This is a genomic window from Spirulina subsalsa FACHB-351, assembly GCF_026130165.1.
Lineage (GTDB): Bacteria > Cyanobacteriota > Cyanobacteriia > Cyanobacteriales > Spirulinaceae > Spirulina_A > Spirulina_A subsalsa_A.
This window is the reverse complement of sequence record NZ_JAIHOM010000051.1, coordinates 20,510-35,459: the sequence shown is the minus strand read 5'-3', so window position 1 is coordinate 35,459 and position 14,950 is coordinate 20,510. Positions and strand designations below refer to the sequence as shown.

Annotated in this window: 15 protein-coding genes; 14 read left to right on the top strand and 1 reads right to left on the bottom strand. The window is 42.2% G+C overall.

All coding sequences use genetic code 11. The features are described 5' to 3' along the window. Positions 1-356 precede the first annotated feature (356 nt). Entirely contained in the window at positions 357-824 is a 468-nt protein-coding gene (locus K4A83_RS11920; RefSeq protein ID WP_265264784.1) for a YbjN domain-containing protein, read from the bottom strand. A gap of 309 nt (positions 825-1,133) precedes the next feature. Between K4A83_RS11920 and K4A83_RS11915 the strand changes: the two genes are divergently transcribed. The 14 genes from K4A83_RS11915 to K4A83_RS11850 are packed head-to-tail and all read left to right on the top strand — an operon-like array spanning position 1,134 to position 14,935. Then, positions 1,134-1,976: an ABC transporter permease gene (locus K4A83_RS11915; RefSeq protein ID WP_265264783.1), complete on the top strand. Its 843-nt coding sequence runs from the start codon at positions 1,134-1,136 to the stop codon at positions 1,974-1,976. A 43-nt stretch (positions 1,977-2,019) separates the two neighbouring features. Continuing rightward, the gene (locus tag K4A83_RS11910; RefSeq protein ID WP_265264782.1) at positions 2,020-3,297 is read left to right on the top strand and encodes an ABC transporter ATP-binding protein; all 1,278 of its coding nucleotides are present in this window, start codon (positions 2,020-2,022) and stop codon (positions 3,295-3,297) included. Beyond that, positions 3,294-4,214, top strand: a complete 921-nt coding sequence (locus K4A83_RS11905) for a class I SAM-dependent methyltransferase (protein WP_265264781.1) — start codon at positions 3,294-3,296, stop codon at positions 4,212-4,214. Before K4A83_RS11910 ends, K4A83_RS11905 begins: the two co-directional genes overlap by 4 nt. 21 nt (positions 4,215-4,235) lie before the next feature. Continuing rightward, positions 4,236-5,174 (top strand): FkbM family methyltransferase, encoded by a 939-nt coding sequence (locus K4A83_RS11900; RefSeq protein ID WP_265264780.1) that lies wholly within the window; start codon positions 4,236-4,238, stop codon positions 5,172-5,174. 23 nt (positions 5,175-5,197) lie between these two features. After that, positions 5,198-6,292, top strand: a complete 1,095-nt coding sequence (locus tag K4A83_RS11895) for a glycosyltransferase family 4 protein (protein WP_265264779.1) — start codon at positions 5,198-5,200, stop codon at positions 6,290-6,292. A gap of 17 nt (positions 6,293-6,309) precedes the next feature. Further along, positions 6,310-7,356: a glycosyltransferase family 2 protein gene (locus K4A83_RS11890; protein ID WP_265264778.1), complete on the top strand. Its 1,047-nt coding sequence runs from the start codon at positions 6,310-6,312 to the stop codon at positions 7,354-7,356. A 6-nt stretch (positions 7,357-7,362) separates the two neighbouring features. Then, positions 7,363-8,208 carry a hypothetical protein gene (locus tag K4A83_RS11885; protein WP_265264777.1) on the top strand — a complete coding sequence of 282 codons (846 nt, stop codon included), beginning with the start codon at positions 7,363-7,365 and terminating at the stop codon, positions 8,206-8,208. 12 nt (positions 8,209-8,220) lie between these two features. Continuing rightward, positions 8,221-9,381: a glycosyltransferase family 4 protein gene (locus tag K4A83_RS11880; RefSeq protein ID WP_265264776.1), complete on the top strand. Its 1,161-nt coding sequence runs from the start codon at positions 8,221-8,223 to the stop codon at positions 9,379-9,381. Then, positions 9,378-10,241 (top strand): glycosyltransferase family 2 protein, encoded by an 864-nt coding sequence (locus tag K4A83_RS11875; RefSeq protein ID WP_265264774.1) that lies wholly within the window; start codon positions 9,378-9,380, stop codon positions 10,239-10,241. The genes K4A83_RS11880 and K4A83_RS11875 overlap by 4 nt, the downstream gene beginning before the upstream one ends. Before the next feature lie 25 nt (positions 10,242-10,266). Next, a complete protein-coding gene (locus K4A83_RS11870; protein WP_265264773.1) occupies positions 10,267-11,832 on the top strand; it encodes an LIC_10190 family membrane protein in 1,566 nt (521 codons plus the stop codon). A 1-nt stretch (position 11,833) separates the two neighbouring features. Then, entirely contained in the window at positions 11,834-12,112 is a 279-nt protein-coding gene (locus K4A83_RS11865; RefSeq protein ID WP_265264772.1) for a hypothetical protein, read from the top strand. Continuing rightward, complete coding sequence (locus K4A83_RS11860) at positions 12,099-13,247, top strand: glycosyltransferase family 9 protein (RefSeq protein ID WP_265264770.1); 1,149 nt, start codon at positions 12,099-12,101, stop codon at positions 13,245-13,247. Before K4A83_RS11865 ends, K4A83_RS11860 begins: the two co-directional genes overlap by 14 nt. Before the next feature lie 26 nt (positions 13,248-13,273). After that, complete coding sequence (locus K4A83_RS11855) at positions 13,274-13,834, top strand: hypothetical protein (protein ID WP_265264769.1); 561 nt, start codon at positions 13,274-13,276, stop codon at positions 13,832-13,834. A gap of 21 nt (positions 13,835-13,855) precedes the next feature. Next, positions 13,856-14,935: a hypothetical protein gene (locus tag K4A83_RS11850; protein WP_265264767.1), complete on the top strand. Its 1,080-nt coding sequence runs from the start codon at positions 13,856-13,858 to the stop codon at positions 14,933-14,935. Positions 14,936-14,950: the final 15 nt, after the last annotated feature.

The window sequence follows — 14,950 nt, the reverse complement described above, 5'->3', positions numbered from 1 at the left end:
GGGAGCAGGAGGTGAGCGAGACGGAGGATGAGGGGGTTGTAGCGGGGGGGGATAAAGGGGAGTTTGGGGTGGGCGGGGTGGGGGTGAAACATGGGGGGTTAGGGTTGCGATCGCAAAGGGTCCAAAAATTGTACAAATTGACGAAAAAATCAGCCCCCGAAGCCCTTGCGCTCTAACCACAGTTGATAGTCTCTGTCATATAACGAGGTGGGTTGAGCTTGAACTTGAGGTTTCATGACTGCCTCCAGAGGGCAACATCAAAGTCTGTGAGCAAAGAATCCCCGTACTTTTTAAGTCGGGGATGGTCTAGGAAGGGCAACCCCCCGACCCGGGGAGTGGGGGGAAGTGGATTAAGATTAGGACAGTCCGAATTCAGCTTGTAGCCGATCATCATTGTCGTCGGCAATGGTGGCCACTAGGGTAATAGCGCGGGAAATTTCTCCGGGATAGAGATCGGCCATTGTCCTCTGATGAGAAACTACTACTTGGTCATTTAATAGGGCAAAGCAGGTTTCAAAGGTTCCTGACCAATTCATGGCCATTAGCTGTTTCATTAACTCTAATTCGTTTTTGGCGGGTAAGGTGAGGATGGGCGACCAAATAGTTAATAAGTCATCATTCTTGGTTCCGGTCATTTGGACAAAGACCTCAACACTGCCATATTGAAACTTCCAGAGTGTCCCCTGTTCGCCGTGATTGACCATTGCACTGTCATTCTGTTCTAAGCTGGAAATCACGGTTTCAATGATTTCCTGATAGTTGAGGTTTTCTGTTTCTGCTAAATCTTCTTCTTGAACAATGGGATCTAGATTATCTACAGTCATAGTATGTTACCTATTCTGAGGTTGCGACCAGAGCCAAACTTTTGCGGGTTCGCGTTAATTTACTCCCGCTTCGACTTGAGGGAAGGCGGGGAAACGTGGCGAATCCAAGACTAAAATGGCTCTCCTTGCCTATTGTACTCATCCCTAGAGTGCGACTAAATCTGACCTGGACTAAAATTAAACGCTCTTAATGCTCAAAAACCGCGTTTTAGGTGGGTTTGTGAATATTTATAACGTTTTCCGAGAAACGGTATGATAACCAGAGGGATTCGTTCCCTTAAGATCCTTTCCCATTGAGCAATCCGGCGAATGTCTCACAGTTCTAACCCTAAACCCTCTACTTTAATTATTGAGGCGGGGAAAACGGAAAAACATTATTGGCGCGATCTTTGGCGCTATCGGGAGTTATTTTATTTCTTGGCTTGGCGGGATGTGTTAGTACGCTATAAACAAACGGCGATCGGGATGGCTTGGGCATTACTTCAGCCGTTTTTAACGATGGTGGTGTTAACGGTGGTGTTTGGGCGCTTGGCTCAGTTGCCGTCCGATGGCGCACCTTATCCGATCTTGGTGTTTGCGGCTATGTTGCCTTGGCAGTTTTTCGCTAATTCTTTATCGGCTTGTAGTAATAGTTTGATTACCAATGCTCATGTGATCTCAAAGGTGTATTTTCCCCGTTTGATTGTGCCAGCGAGTGCGGTGGTGGTGAGTTTTGTGGATTTTTTGGTGGCGGGGATGATGTTGTTGTTGCTGATGGTGGTGTACAATTTTGTGCCGACTTGGCGGATTATTTTCTTGCCTTTGTTTGTGGCGATCGCCGCGTTAGCGAGTTTGGGGGCTGGATTGTGGCTCTCGGCCTTGAATGTGAAGTATCGGGATTTCCGCTATATTGTGCCGTTTATTGTCCAGTTTGGGCTGTATCTCTCTCCGGTGGGGTTTAGTAGTAATGTGGTGCCGCAACGGTGGCGCTTGTTGTACTCGCTGAATCCGATGGTGGGGGTGATTGATGGGTTTCGTTGGGCGATTTTGGGGGGAAATTTCCATCTCTATCTGCCGGGGTTTTTCCTGTCGCTGTTTTTACTGTTGGTGCTGTTGATCAGCAGTTTGTGGTATTTCCGCAAGACAGAACGAACTTTTGCGGATATCATTTAGGGGAAAAATACTCATTGCTGTTTACGGTTGACCTGATTCTCCCATGTCCGATGTCGCCATTTGTGTGGAAAATCTCGGTAAGAAGTACCTGCTTAGTCATCAGCAGGAGGGCGATCGCTATGCTTTACGGTATGCGATCGCCAATGGGGTGAAACGGTGGGGAAAACGCCTCTTACACCCCCGGCAAGGAGTGACTCGTCCTGAGTTGGAGGAGTTTTGGGCGCTGCAAGATTTGTCTTTTGAGATTAAAAGGGGCGATCGCGTCGGCATCATTGGCCGCAATGGAGCCGGAAAATCTACCCTACTTAAAATCCTCAGCCGCATCACTGAACCCACCACCGGACGCATTACACTGAATGGGAGAGTGGCTAGTTTATTGGAAGTGGGCACCGGATTCCATCCAGAACTCACCGGACGGGAAAATATTTATTTAAATGGTTCAATTTTGGGCATGAGTCGCCAAGAAATTAACCGCAAATTTGATGAAATTGTGGCTTTTGCTGAAATTGAAAAGTTTCTCGACACCCCGGTTAAACGCTACTCTTCCGGGATGTATGTGCGTTTAGCTTTTGCCGTTGCTGCCCATTTGGAACCGGAAATTTTAGTCATTGATGAAGTTCTAGCGGTGGGAGATGCCCAATTTCAAAAAAAATGTCTGGGCAAAATGGAAACCGTGGGAAAAGAGGGGCGCACGGTGATTTTTGTTAGCCATCAAATGGGCATGGTTAATCAACTGTGTAGCAAAGCCTTCCTACTCAATCAGGGACAAATTATTGTCCGAGGAACTCCTGCCACCGTAATTCAACAATATCTTGGCGATTTTGTCTCTAATACCGTAAATCATGCTACTCGGTCGGATCACAATTATCAAACCAAAGAAATTTATATTGACCATGCTGAAACTGTGAATAGCAAAGGAATAGCAATCACAGAATTTATGCACAATGAACCAATTTTTTTAACCATTCATTGTCAAGTCAATCAGTGGCTCAACCATATTACAATCAGTGCGGCATTAAAAGATCGGCAAAATCGTAAAATTTTCACGACTGAATCAGAACTTAGTCAACAGTACAGGACAAATGATAAAGTCACAGCTTGCATTAAAATACCGGCTAACTTATTAGCTCCCAATCCTTACTTTTTTGAAATTGCTGTGCATATTAGAGGGGTGAAAATTATTGACTTATTGGACGAAGTATGCTCCTTTAGAGTCAATGACTTAGGTTCAGAACTAGCTCATTATGAAGGTCTAGATTATGGCTGTATTTTTGCTCCTTGCGAGTGGATTATTAACCCCTTAGTCTCTCAAAATCAATGATTGTTATTCCCAAAAGTCTAGAGCAATTAAAATTTCGCTTGGCAGTTTTGAAACTAATCAGCACATCCTTCTTTTACCGCTACCAAGCGGGTCATGAGCTAATTGGGCGTGAGTTTGATAGTTACGGGAGAAAATTCGCCTTTCGCTTTTTAGGATCTAAAGACTGGGGAAGATTCATTAACTTGCTCTGTAATCCTGTCAGTAGCACCCGTTATTTTGAGTTTCCATTTTGCTTAAATGCTTTAAATTGGAATCAGGTTAAAACGTATTTAGATATTTCATCTCCTCGGTTATTTTTGCTCTATTTATTAGAGAAATATCCTCATCTTCAAGGGCATTTTTTAAATCCAGATGTCTCTGATTTAGCAGAAACACAGCATTACTTTGAGCAAGTTAAACGACCTTTAAAGATTCAGTTTCTAACTCATGATGTAACGGGTTTACCCTATCCTGATCAATCCTTTGATGTGATCACGTCAATCAGTGTTTTGGAACATATTCCTAAAGATGGTGATTCCCTTGCTGTTCGTGAACTTTGGCGTGTCCTGAAACCTCACGGAAAGCTCATTCTAACCCTTCCTTGTGCAGTAAACTATGAGGAAGAATGGCGAGAAGAAGATACCTATAACTTAGGATATGAAGCCCAAAATGGGAAATATTTTTTTCAGCGTTTTTATGATCAAAGAGCGTTGAAAGAACGCATCTTTGATGCGATTTCACAGACTCCTCAATCCTTAGAAGTCTGGGGTGAAAAGCAAGCAGGGACTTTTCAGGAATATATCGAGAAATGGATTAAACTCGGTCTTTTAGAAAGTATAAAAGATCCTTATTATGTTATGCAACATTATCAAAGCTTTCCAACAATGAGTTCTTTAGTCTATATGGGAATCTGTGGGCTAGTTTTTGAAAAGTTATAGCATGAGGTAAATGACGCATCTATGAATCTTTATCACGCTCTCGCTCAATTGACTTATCGGCAAATTCTCAAGCGGTCTTATCAAACGTTTCCAGATCGGCTAAAAGCGCGTTTTTTTACACCGATTTATCATTGGATTAAGAATCATAATCCTCCCTTAATTCGATATCCTATTGGTTCTTATGAATTGTGGATGTCTTTTGACCATGAATTACCCTTAATTTTGCAAGGATATCCTCAATATACTCAAAATTTAGTTAGACTGACCCAACAAATCAGCCAAGAAATATCTGAGTTTAAAATGATAGATGTGGGTGCAAATATTGGGGATACTGTTGCTTTATTAAATCTCAAAGGCTCTACTCTTTGTATTGAAGGAAATCCCTATTTTTTTAAAATTCTTGAAAAAAACGCAAAAGTTTTAAAAAACATAGAGTTGGTTCAAACTCTTTTAGGGGAAACATCCCAATCTTTACAGGGTATTTTAGAGTATAAATTAGGCACTGGCAGGATTATTCCGACCTCTGATGTTGAATCTTTAACCATTCAAACTCTGCCTGAAGTTTTAGAACAGTACCCCCATTTTAGAGAGGCAAGACTATTAAAAATAGATACAGATGGCTTTGATTGTCAAGTTTTGCGAGGAGCGAAATCTTGGTTAATGGAAGCTAAACCTGTCATTTTTTTTGAATATGATCCTCATTACTTACGCACACAGAAAGAAGTCAAACTCTCGATTTTTAAAGACCTAAAAGACTGGGGATATTTTTATTTATTGATTTACGATAACGTAGGAGACTTTATGCTGTCGAGTACTTGTGACAGTATCAGTCAACTAAAAGAGCTTCATGATTATTTACTGAGAAAAGATAAACTATATTGTGACATCTGTGTATTTCATGAGTTAGACCGAGAATTATTCAAATCTTTTCAAAATCAAGAACATCAGATTCTTCCTTGATAACTAGCCATAAAGGACAGACAATGCGCATTTTGTATGACGGGACGATTTATAAGCTCCAAACAGCAGGCGGAATTAACCGTTACTTTTCTCATCTGATTGAAGGGTTGCCAAAATCCTATTATCCTATTGTGACTACAACCGGATGTTCTGAGATTAGTCAGCCACAACATCCGAATCTTAAGCTTATTTATTACCATCGTTTTGGCTTACCACCTAATCGCTTATCTTATTTTTTAGAACCCTATTTCTTTCGCTGGTTTACCGATTTGAAAAAAGTGGATTTACTACATCCCACTTACTATCAAAACTTAAATCAACAAGACTTTCAATTATTCAGGATGCCTTTAGTGATTACCGTTCATGATATGATTCACGAATTATTTCAACCAACGGTTGATCCAAACCTAAAACAAATTGCTGCGAAAAAAAGTGCAATTTTTGCAGCAAATGCTATTATTTGTGTATCTGAAAACACCAAGAAAGATTTGATTAAAATTTATCCTCAAGTTCGTGAAAAAATAAAAGTTATTCCTTTAGCATCTAGTTTAGATCAAAGTTTAGTCACTCCTGACCTAACACTCCCCCCTCAACCTTACTATTTATATGTAGGGGGACGTTGGATTTATAAAAATTTTGATGGTTTACTCAAGGCTTTTGCTCAGATTACTAAAAGACATCACGATGTTAGTTTATGTGTAGTAGGAGAGTCTTTTAGTCCAACCGAGTTAAAGGAGATTAACACATTAGGCATTAGCGATCGCATTTACAGTTACCATTCTTTAAACAATCATCAGTTAGCTAGCCTCTATCATGGTAGTCTAGCACTGGTCTATCCTTCACAGTACGAAGGTTTTGGTTTACCCCCCCTAGAAGCCATGTCTTGTGCAACGGCAGTCCTTGCGACCAATACATCCAGCATTCCAGAAGTGACGGGAGATGCGGCACTCCTCTTAAATCCGAATGAGGTATCTGAGTGGGTGGATGGGATGCTTTGGTTACTCCATCATCCCATAGAACGCGATCGCCTCATCGCCAAAGGGAAAAAACGCGCTCAACAATTTAGTTGGGAAAAAACCGTCAATCAAACCGTAGCCGTATATCAATCTCTCGTTTAACTTTTAATCTTATACTTATGTCTATTTTAACCTATCCTCTCACCCCCAACGACCTGCCTTTTCCTGCTTCTCAACAGTCAGGATGGTGGTGGGGTGAAAAAATCGAACCATTTCCACAATTTGCTCAACTTTCCCGCTTCCCACCAATCACAATTGTCACTCCCAGTTACAATCAAGGACAATTTCTAGAGGCAACCATTCGCTCAATTTTACTCCAAGGCTACCCGAACCTAGAATATATTATTATTGACGGGGGCAGTGATGACAATACCCTAGAGATTATTCGTCAATATGAACCCTTTTTAGCCTACTGGATTAGTGAACCTGACGGAGGACAATCCGAGGCCTTAAATAAAGGCTTTAAACGGGCAACAGGGGAACTCATTGGCTGGCAAAATTCCGATGATACTTATGCCCCCTATGCCCTTTGGTATGCCGCACAAACTTATTTAAATAACCCTCATTGTGATGTCATTTACGGGGAAGTTCATCATATTGATGAACAAAATAATTTTATCAAAAAATATCCCGTCATTGAAGCAACAGTTGAGAATATGATTCCCTACTCTAGCGTCAGTAATCATTCCGTTTTCTATCACCGTAAAATCTTTGAAAACCAGCAATGGATTAACTCAGAATTAAAGCACTGCATGGATCAAGAATTTCATTTACGCTTACTTTTAAAAGGGTATCAATTCATCTATGAACCGCGTATTATTGGTCATTGGCGCATTCATGAACAAGCCAAATCAACCCGACAATTAGAAGTCTGGTCAACAGAAGCTTTTCAACTCTGTAAATTGCTGTATCAGCAATCTGATCTCGATCCGAAAATTCGTCAAAAAGCCAAAGAATGCCTCTATGGATTTTGCTTAGATAACTTTAGTAAAGGCAGGGTGGACAATTTCCATAAAACCGTCAGGGAAATTATCCAGCTTTTTGGTCTTCAAGGGTTAAGCTTGGGTATTATAGTGAAATACTTAATCTCCCTCGTGGGAACCCAGAATTTATCTCGACTCCTTGCCTTAAAAAATCGGCTTAAAAATTTACCCCAAAATTCATGATCGAACATGGTAAACTTTGCCTATCGTGCAGCACGACTCAAAGGAAACTTTACTCGTTCCCTCTATCAGAAAATTATCCCCCAAATTGTCAAAAAGCCCATCACACAAACTCAAAAAATTAAGGCCGTTGTTTATGCCTTATCTTGTGAACGAGATTTCCCGGAACAAGTTGTCAGTTTACGTTCTTTCTTAAATTATGTGGGGATTCCTGAACAGTTTATTATTGTTTCCGATGGTTATAGTCTCAACAGTTGCCAGTTATTGCAACAGATTCATCCCTGTGTCAAAATTATCCCCTTAAACGAGTTTATCGGAACTCAACTCCCCCGTAAAGTTTACCACTACGCCCAGATTCAATCAATGGGTAAAAAGTTAGCTACCCTGCTTTCTATCCCCCACCATACTGTTAGCATCTACACCGATTCCGATATTCTCTTTTTCCCCGGTGCTAGTGCCTTAATCCCCCTAATTGACTCCTCAGCCTGCCATTCTTACTATTTACCCGACTCCAATCCTGCCTTTGATTTTCGCCTTATCCACCACCCCCAGGAGGCAGAAAATCCTATCAATGGGGGGTTTATTTTATTTAAAAAAGCACCGGATTGGACAGAGGGAATAGAGCGTTTTTTAAACCTTAAAGAAGAACCCAATTATTTTACAGAACAAACCATTGTTCACTTGACAATGCACCAAGACAATGCTAAAGCTTTATCATCTCAACAGTATATTATGGGTCGAGAAGACGAGTTTATTTATTCCGATCAGTATGCTCAACAAAAAGATATTATTTTGCGTCATTATGTAACCCCAGTGCGCCATAAATTTTGGGGTAATATTAAGTTTTTATTCTAAATCCTTAAGCTCATGAAAACACCGCTTAAAATCTTAATGATGCTCCATATGCCTTGGAATCGAAACTTAGGCGGTTCACGAGTACAAATTGAACTAGCTGATGAACTGATTAAAATGGGACATCAGGTGGAAAAATTTGCTTTTGAGGATGCTTTTCCTCATTTTAAAGGTACAGCATGGGAGACAATCACTAGACCCGCTTTTGCAACCAAAGCTAATAAATTTGTTCAAAATTATGGTCATCATTTTGATATTATTGACGCCCACCAAGGCAACTTAACATTACCGAAAGAAAAACTGAAGTTTAAGGGATTGTGGGTGAGTCGTTCCGTGGGACTCCATGAGCTATATTATCAGTTTGAACGGTCTACAGTGCGACATTTTTCCCCCTCTCGTCTCAAAGTTCGTCTGTGGAATCAACTGTTACGATGGCGCAATTATCGAGAAGTGATCAACTGTCGTAAAAGTTTTCAATATTGCGATCTGATTAACCTACCTAATGCTACAGAATTAGACTATTTACAAGACTTTGCTGAGAAAACAGTGGTTTTTCCCTTTGGACTCTCTCAACAGCGACGAGAGGCATTAAAAGCCGCGATACAGCCTGTTTCTTTACGCTTATCTCATCCTAAAGTGGCGTTTATTGGGACTTGGGGATATCGGAAAGGTTCTCACGACTGGGGGAAGATTATCCGGGAAATTCGCGCAGAAATCCCCTCGGTTCAATTTGTCTTTTTAGGTACAGGATTAAGTGAGGAAAAAGTATTACAGGATTTAGAAATGAGTCCGGTTTCTTGGCTGAACGTTATTCCCCAGTATGACAGTGAACTATTGCCTAAATTATTAAGTGATTGTACGGTGGGAGCATTCCCTAGCTATTTAGAAGGTTTTGGTTTTGCGGTGTTAGAAAAACTGGCGGCAGGTTTACCGACAGTGGCGTATAATGTAGCGGGACCCAAGGATATTTTAGCTTCTCTGGAAAAGACGAGCTTAGTTCCGGTGGGAGATTGGCAACAATTCAGTCAAAAAATTATTAGCATTGTGCAGGGGGATAGGGGAAATTATCAGGAATTACAAGAGCAGGGATTAGAGTTAATGGAACAATTTGCTTGGGAAAAAATTGCCCAAGATATGTTATATCTTTACCAGTGTCGTCTGGAAGCGATGGGATGAGTTGGACTGGGGTTAGTTTGAGTCAAGTTAAACTAAGTATTGCGTTGGTGACGCGGAATCGTCCTGAGTCTCTTAATCGCTGTCTGGAAAGTGTGCGATCGCAAAATTGCCAACCCTACGAGATAGTTGTCTCGGATGACTCCGATCCTGACCATCGTAGCACCACTCAGGCCATTGCTAAACAGTGGCATTGTCGCTATATTCTTGGCCCAGGTAGAGGATTATATGCCAATCGCAATCACGTTGCTTTCGCTTGTCTCGGCACCCATATCCGCACAATGGATGATGATCATATCCTACCCCCCGGTCATCTGGCACAATGTTTAGCAGCCCTAGAACAAGATCCTTTTTCCATCTGGACAACGGGAGAAATTGGCTATATTAATGGGGAATATTGTGCCACAGCACACCGGGCTAATCAACTTTGTAAATCAGGAGTCGGGATAACCATTGAAAATCTAGATGATAACTGGGGAATTGCCGATGGTTCAACCATCTATCCTCGGGCTATTTTTGACCAAGGTTTAACTATGTTAGAAGACTACCGTTATGGTTCCAGTTATTTAGAATTTGGAGCTTACTTATACTATCATGGTTTCCGTTCCCGATGTATTCCCAACGCCTACATTGAACACTACGGCGATGAAATGACCATCACTCGCTATAATTCCACTATTTTAGAAAGTTATCTCTATGCCAGTTTATGCTTTAACTTATACTGCCAAAAAAGTTATACCAACGCCATCAAATATGCCACGATTTACCTGTGGAAACTGCGCCAAGATGGCCCTATTTTCCCTCGTTTAAACCGGGTTTTAAACCACATCCAGCAACGTTGGGGAAAAGTCCCCATCTCCTGAATTCCTGCTAAATTAGTTATCTACCATGCTTGTTCTTTTTTGCCTGTGGCTCATTTTAGGAAGTATTAGCTGGATTATTGGCACTGGGGTACTCCAGCATACTCATGCCGTCAGTATAACTCGATTAGGCGATCGCACCATCCTCGCCCTGTGGTTAGGAATCTCACTCCTTGGGGTTTCCCTCCTCGCCACTTCCCTCCTTTTCCCCCTCTCCCCCCTCCTCGGTGCTGTCGTCGCCCTCCTCCTCATTCTAGCCGCCCTACAGCACAAAAACACACGCCAAGAACTCTACAAACTTCCCACCCATCTATCCCCGAAAAGACTCGTAACTTACAGTTTAATCGCCTTAATAATAGCCCTCTTCAATGCCCAACCCGTCACCGCCTACGACACCGGATTATATCATTTCCCCGTCATTCAATGGCTATCCCAACATGGCACCGTCTTCGGATTAGCCCTCCTTTCCTACACCTTCGGTTATCCCTCCTCTTGGTTAGCCCTTGCCGCCCCCTTTAATTTACCAACCATCGGCACCCATTTAGCCGCTACAACCGGAGGATTTGCCCTCATTCTTTGCCTCGCCCAAGGCATCATCTCCCTTGAACGAATTTGGCTAAAAAAACATAAATTTATCGATTACTTCTTGCTGATCTCCAGCCTCATTTGCTTACCCATTTATATCTGGTTAAGCCTTCCCATTTCACCCTCCCCAGACGTGCCGCTATTAGGTCTATCTATCGTTGTTCCTTGGTTAATTCTCCTATTAAGTCAAGCCCCCAAACCCCCTCAACAAACCGTCATTGATGCCAGTCTTATCGTTCTGATTCTAGCCGCAGCAGGACTCACCATTAAACTTACAGGCATGGTTTTATTTTTAACCGGTTCTGTCTTTTACCTACTCTTTAACACCTTCAGCCTAAAACGCTTATTCACAGGCATAATAACCAGTCTTATTCTGTTATTTCCCATGATGAGTTATGGACTAATCACCTCCGGTTGTCCCCTCTATCCTGCCCCCCTCTTTTGCGTTAACTTTTTCCCTTGGTCCGTGGGAACAGAAACAGCACATCAATCCGCCAAAGTTATCCAAAACTGTGCGCGTTGGTTATGTCCCCCCGACAAGCCCCCCGACGCTCAACCTTGGGATTGGGTCATTCCTTGGCTAATTGACCAACGACAAGCCACCTTTTTAATCCTTTGTTCCCTAATTTTTCTCTACCTTCTTTATCGGATGTGGAAGCAAGATAGAATTTACATCAAGGGACAAGCTTATCTCATCGCTTTAGGCAGTTTAGGTACATTGTATATGCTTTACGGCAGCCCATCCTTAAGAATCGGCTTAGGCTATCTCTTCGTCATTCCTGCCTTTTGTCTTGCCCTTGCTTTTCATCACAAAAAAAACAGCAAAATTGTGGTCTTTTTTCGTGATTATTTTAGCGACAAACCTTTGGTTAGGAATTTCTCTAACCTTGATTTTAGTTCTAGTTTTTACCCTAGCTTTAACCGTCGTCAGTTACCTTTTAACCCAGAAAATAAACGAGCGATTTTACTGGATTATGTGCCTGACTTTAGTCAGTATTGTTCTGATTAGAATGATACCGACTTACTTCGCCGGATTTAACTGGATTCTCCCTCCTGCCTTAACCTCCGTACCCCCAGAACAATTAATTATCCGCACTGTCAACGATCTCGAATATACCACCATGAACCCAGACTATTTATCGGAACGAGAAATCGGATTTTGGTCAACTCCTGATCAATGTTGGGCAACCCCTCTCCCCTGTACCCCTTTTCTAACCCATGATGACATTAAACTCCGTGACCCCAAACAAGGTATTGGAGGAGGATTTATTAGAAATGATCAACCTTAAAGTAAAAATTCGCTTAATTTATCAAACCCTTTTAGCTAAAATCTTAGCGGTTTGCCTGCTGTCATATCAGCGAACACAAGCTATTCCCCAACCACCAGAGCAAGCCTTAAAAGACCCTGAATCTATTTTTATTTTACGCAACAATGATTTAGGTGACTTACTCATTATTACTCCCCTATTTGAAGCATTGAAAAAACAATTTCCTCAAGCAAAAATTGTTTTAGGGATAGGAGACTGGGCGACAGAAATTGTCCAACAGAATCCCCACATTAGCGAAATTATCTCAGTTAATGCCCCTTGGTTTAATCGCGTCATTCCTCAACAAAAAATTACCGATATCTTGACCTACATTTTCACCTCCCCAGAAACCGCACAACTGGGTCAACAAAAATTTACCATCGGCATTGATATTTTTGGCAGTTATTGGGGGGCTTTCCTCTTACTTCGGGCTAAAATTCCCTATCGTTTGGGAGTCAAAGGGTATGCCGGAGGACATCAAGTCATGCAGCAATATGTCCAATATAATGAGCATGAACAAGTGGGACGTTCTGCCTTGCGCTTTGCCGAACTTTTAGGAGTGCAAGACTTACCCGAATGTCGCCCCCAACTCTTTTTAAGCGCCGAGGAAAAAGCCAAGGGAGAACAAACATGGGCTGGGGTAGCTCAAGAGTCCCAACAGCGTGTTATTGTAGCCGCAGGATCGGGATTAGAAGCCAAATGTTGGCCTTTGGATTATTATGTTGAATTAGTGCAGAAACTGGCTCAACGCGATAATCTTAAAATTGTCCTACTTGGAGGAAAAGGAGATACTCTAGCCGCACAAAAAATCGGTTCATCAGCCCCTAACACGATTAACTTAGTGGGGAAAATGACCTTACGAGAAACCTTTGCACTTACCGCCCTGTCTCAGCTTGTCCTGTGTAATTCTAGTATGATGATGCACGCGGCCGCTGCTTTTTCTATTCCTACCCTAGTCTTACTGGGTGATAGTTTTGCCTCTCAAGCTCAACATGATGGGCAATGGGGCTATGAGTCTTGCTATCATAGTTTAGGCAAAGAGTTAGGACAACGAGATAAAATTTATACACCCCATGAGGTTTTAAATTATACTCAATACAATCAATTATTATTTTGACCTCAAGCCATCACCGAGTTTTTGCTATGAATATACATTCATTTAAAACCGTTAAATCGCCTGATCTTTTTAACAATCTCTTAATCTATCTGAAAGTAAATTGGGCGTTAACAATTGCGATCTTTTTAGCCATATCCGTCCGTCTTACCTTTTGGATTTATACCGATCGAACCTGGGAAGATGCCTTAATTACAACAACCCACGCCATGAGTGCGGCTGAGGGAATTGGTTTAACTCATCACGCGGGAGAACCTCCCATTCACGGTTTTACATCCGTTCTTTCTGTTCTGATTCCTTTAGTCGCAGAGGTAACAGTTTCAGGATCAGGTATATTTTTTCTGAAACTTTGTTCAGTTATTGCTAGTGTTTTTACCTTAATTTATGCCCATTGTATTGCCAAAAAATATGATCTTGATCAGTGGTCTATTTTATTTATTTTAGTTTTCTTAGCCTGTGACTACCAGCATATTTTTTATGGCATGGCAGGCGTAGATCAACATTTTAAATCTGACGTAGATTTAAGCTATCTATTCCTTTCTTATAGCAATATTGATCAAGAATTTTGGTTAATGCGTCGTGAGGATTAAATTCGGGGAGGGTAAAGTAGGATGAAAACCTTAGTGCAAGTTGTGCCGACCTTACCTCCGGGAGTAGATGGTTTAGGAGATTACTCTCTCTATTTGGCTCAAAAATTAAAGCAAGACTGGCACATTAACACCCGCTTTGTGGTGGGAGATCCTAATTGGCATGGAAAGCCCAAAATAGGAGATTTTTCTGTCATGGCTGTACCGGAACGTTCAGCTAAAAGTCTAGGTATTTTGTTAGAAGATACAGCGCAGATTTTACTCCAATATTCTGGCTATGGTTATGCACAACGAGGATGTCCCAATTGGTTGGCAAAAGGTTTAAAAACTTGGCAACAACAGGGGGGGTATTTAGTGACCTTTTTTCATGAACTCTATGCCTATGATCATGGCCCCCCTTGGAGTAGTTCCTTTTGGTACTTTCCCCTGCAAAAACGGGTAGCGCGTCGTTTGGTGCAACTAAGCGATCGCACCCTAACCAGTAAACAAGCCTATGCCCAGCGTTTACAAGCCTTACACCCTGCCCTCAAGTCCCCCATCTTATCCCTCCCCGTCTTCTCCACCATCGGAGAACCCCCCGATTTAACGCCCTTAAACCAACGAAGGAGACGGATGATAGTCTTCGGTCATCGCAACAGTAGAACCCTCGCCTATGAGCGGGATTTCGCCCAATTAGAGCGCGTTTGTCAAGCATTGGAGATCACCGAAATTGAAGATATTGGCGTTCCCCTTGATTTTCCCCTACCTTTCGTTAATGGGGTGGCAGTGCGACCGTGGGGGGTGCTAGATGCAGGGAAAATTAGCGCATTAATGCAGGATGCGATCGCCGGATTTCTAAGCACACCCCCCCCAGCCTACCTTGCCAAGTCTACCATCTTCGCGGCCTACTGCGCTCATGGTCTAATTCCCGTGTTAACCTTACCCCAGCAACAACCCGAAGATCACCTAACAACCATGCAGCACTACTGGCACGCCCACCCAGAACAAGAGGGCTTATCCTTCAATCGGGGAAATGCGATCGCCCACCAAGCCCATCGTTGGTATCAAGACCATAGCTTATCAAAAACCGCTAAAATAATAGCGTATCTTTTTAATGGAATCTAAGTCATTTGCTCTCTC

Bases quoted from the DNA above. Each gene is read 5' to 3' on its own strand.
- K4A83_RS11850 (WP_265264767.1), top strand. From the start codon at position 13,856: ATGAAAACCTTAGTGCAAGTTGTGCCGACCTTACCTCCGGGAGTAGAT.
- K4A83_RS11855 (WP_265264769.1), top strand. From the start codon at position 13,274: ATGAATATACATTCATTTAAAACCGTTAAATCGCCTGATCTTTTTAAC.
- K4A83_RS11920 (WP_265264784.1), bottom strand. From the start codon at position 824: ATGACTGTAGATAATCTAGATCCCATTGTTCAAGAAGAAGATTTAGCA.
- K4A83_RS11860 (WP_265264770.1), top strand. From the start codon at position 12,099: ATGATCAACCTTAAAGTAAAAATTCGCTTAATTTATCAAACCCTTTTA.
- K4A83_RS11875 (WP_265264774.1), top strand. From the start codon at position 9,378: ATGAGTTGGACTGGGGTTAGTTTGAGTCAAGTTAAACTAAGTATTGCG.
- K4A83_RS11865 (WP_265264772.1), top strand. From the start codon at position 11,834: ATGATACCGACTTACTTCGCCGGATTTAACTGGATTCTCCCTCCTGCC.
- K4A83_RS11885 (WP_265264777.1), top strand. From the start codon at position 7,363: ATGGTAAACTTTGCCTATCGTGCAGCACGACTCAAAGGAAACTTTACT.
- K4A83_RS11870 (WP_265264773.1), top strand. From the start codon at position 10,267: ATGCTTGTTCTTTTTTGCCTGTGGCTCATTTTAGGAAGTATTAGCTGG.
- K4A83_RS11890 (WP_265264778.1), top strand. From the start codon at position 6,310: ATGTCTATTTTAACCTATCCTCTCACCCCCAACGACCTGCCTTTTCCT.
- K4A83_RS11880 (WP_265264776.1), top strand. From the start codon at position 8,221: ATGAAAACACCGCTTAAAATCTTAATGATGCTCCATATGCCTTGGAAT.
- K4A83_RS11905 (WP_265264781.1), top strand. From the start codon at position 3,294: ATGATTGTTATTCCCAAAAGTCTAGAGCAATTAAAATTTCGCTTGGCA.
- K4A83_RS11900 (WP_265264780.1), top strand. From the start codon at position 4,236: ATGAATCTTTATCACGCTCTCGCTCAATTGACTTATCGGCAAATTCTC.
- K4A83_RS11915 (WP_265264783.1), top strand. From the start codon at position 1,134: ATGTCTCACAGTTCTAACCCTAAACCCTCTACTTTAATTATTGAGGCG.
- K4A83_RS11895 (WP_265264779.1), top strand. From the start codon at position 5,198: ATGCGCATTTTGTATGACGGGACGATTTATAAGCTCCAAACAGCAGGC.
- K4A83_RS11910 (WP_265264782.1), top strand. From the start codon at position 2,020: ATGTCCGATGTCGCCATTTGTGTGGAAAATCTCGGTAAGAAGTACCTG.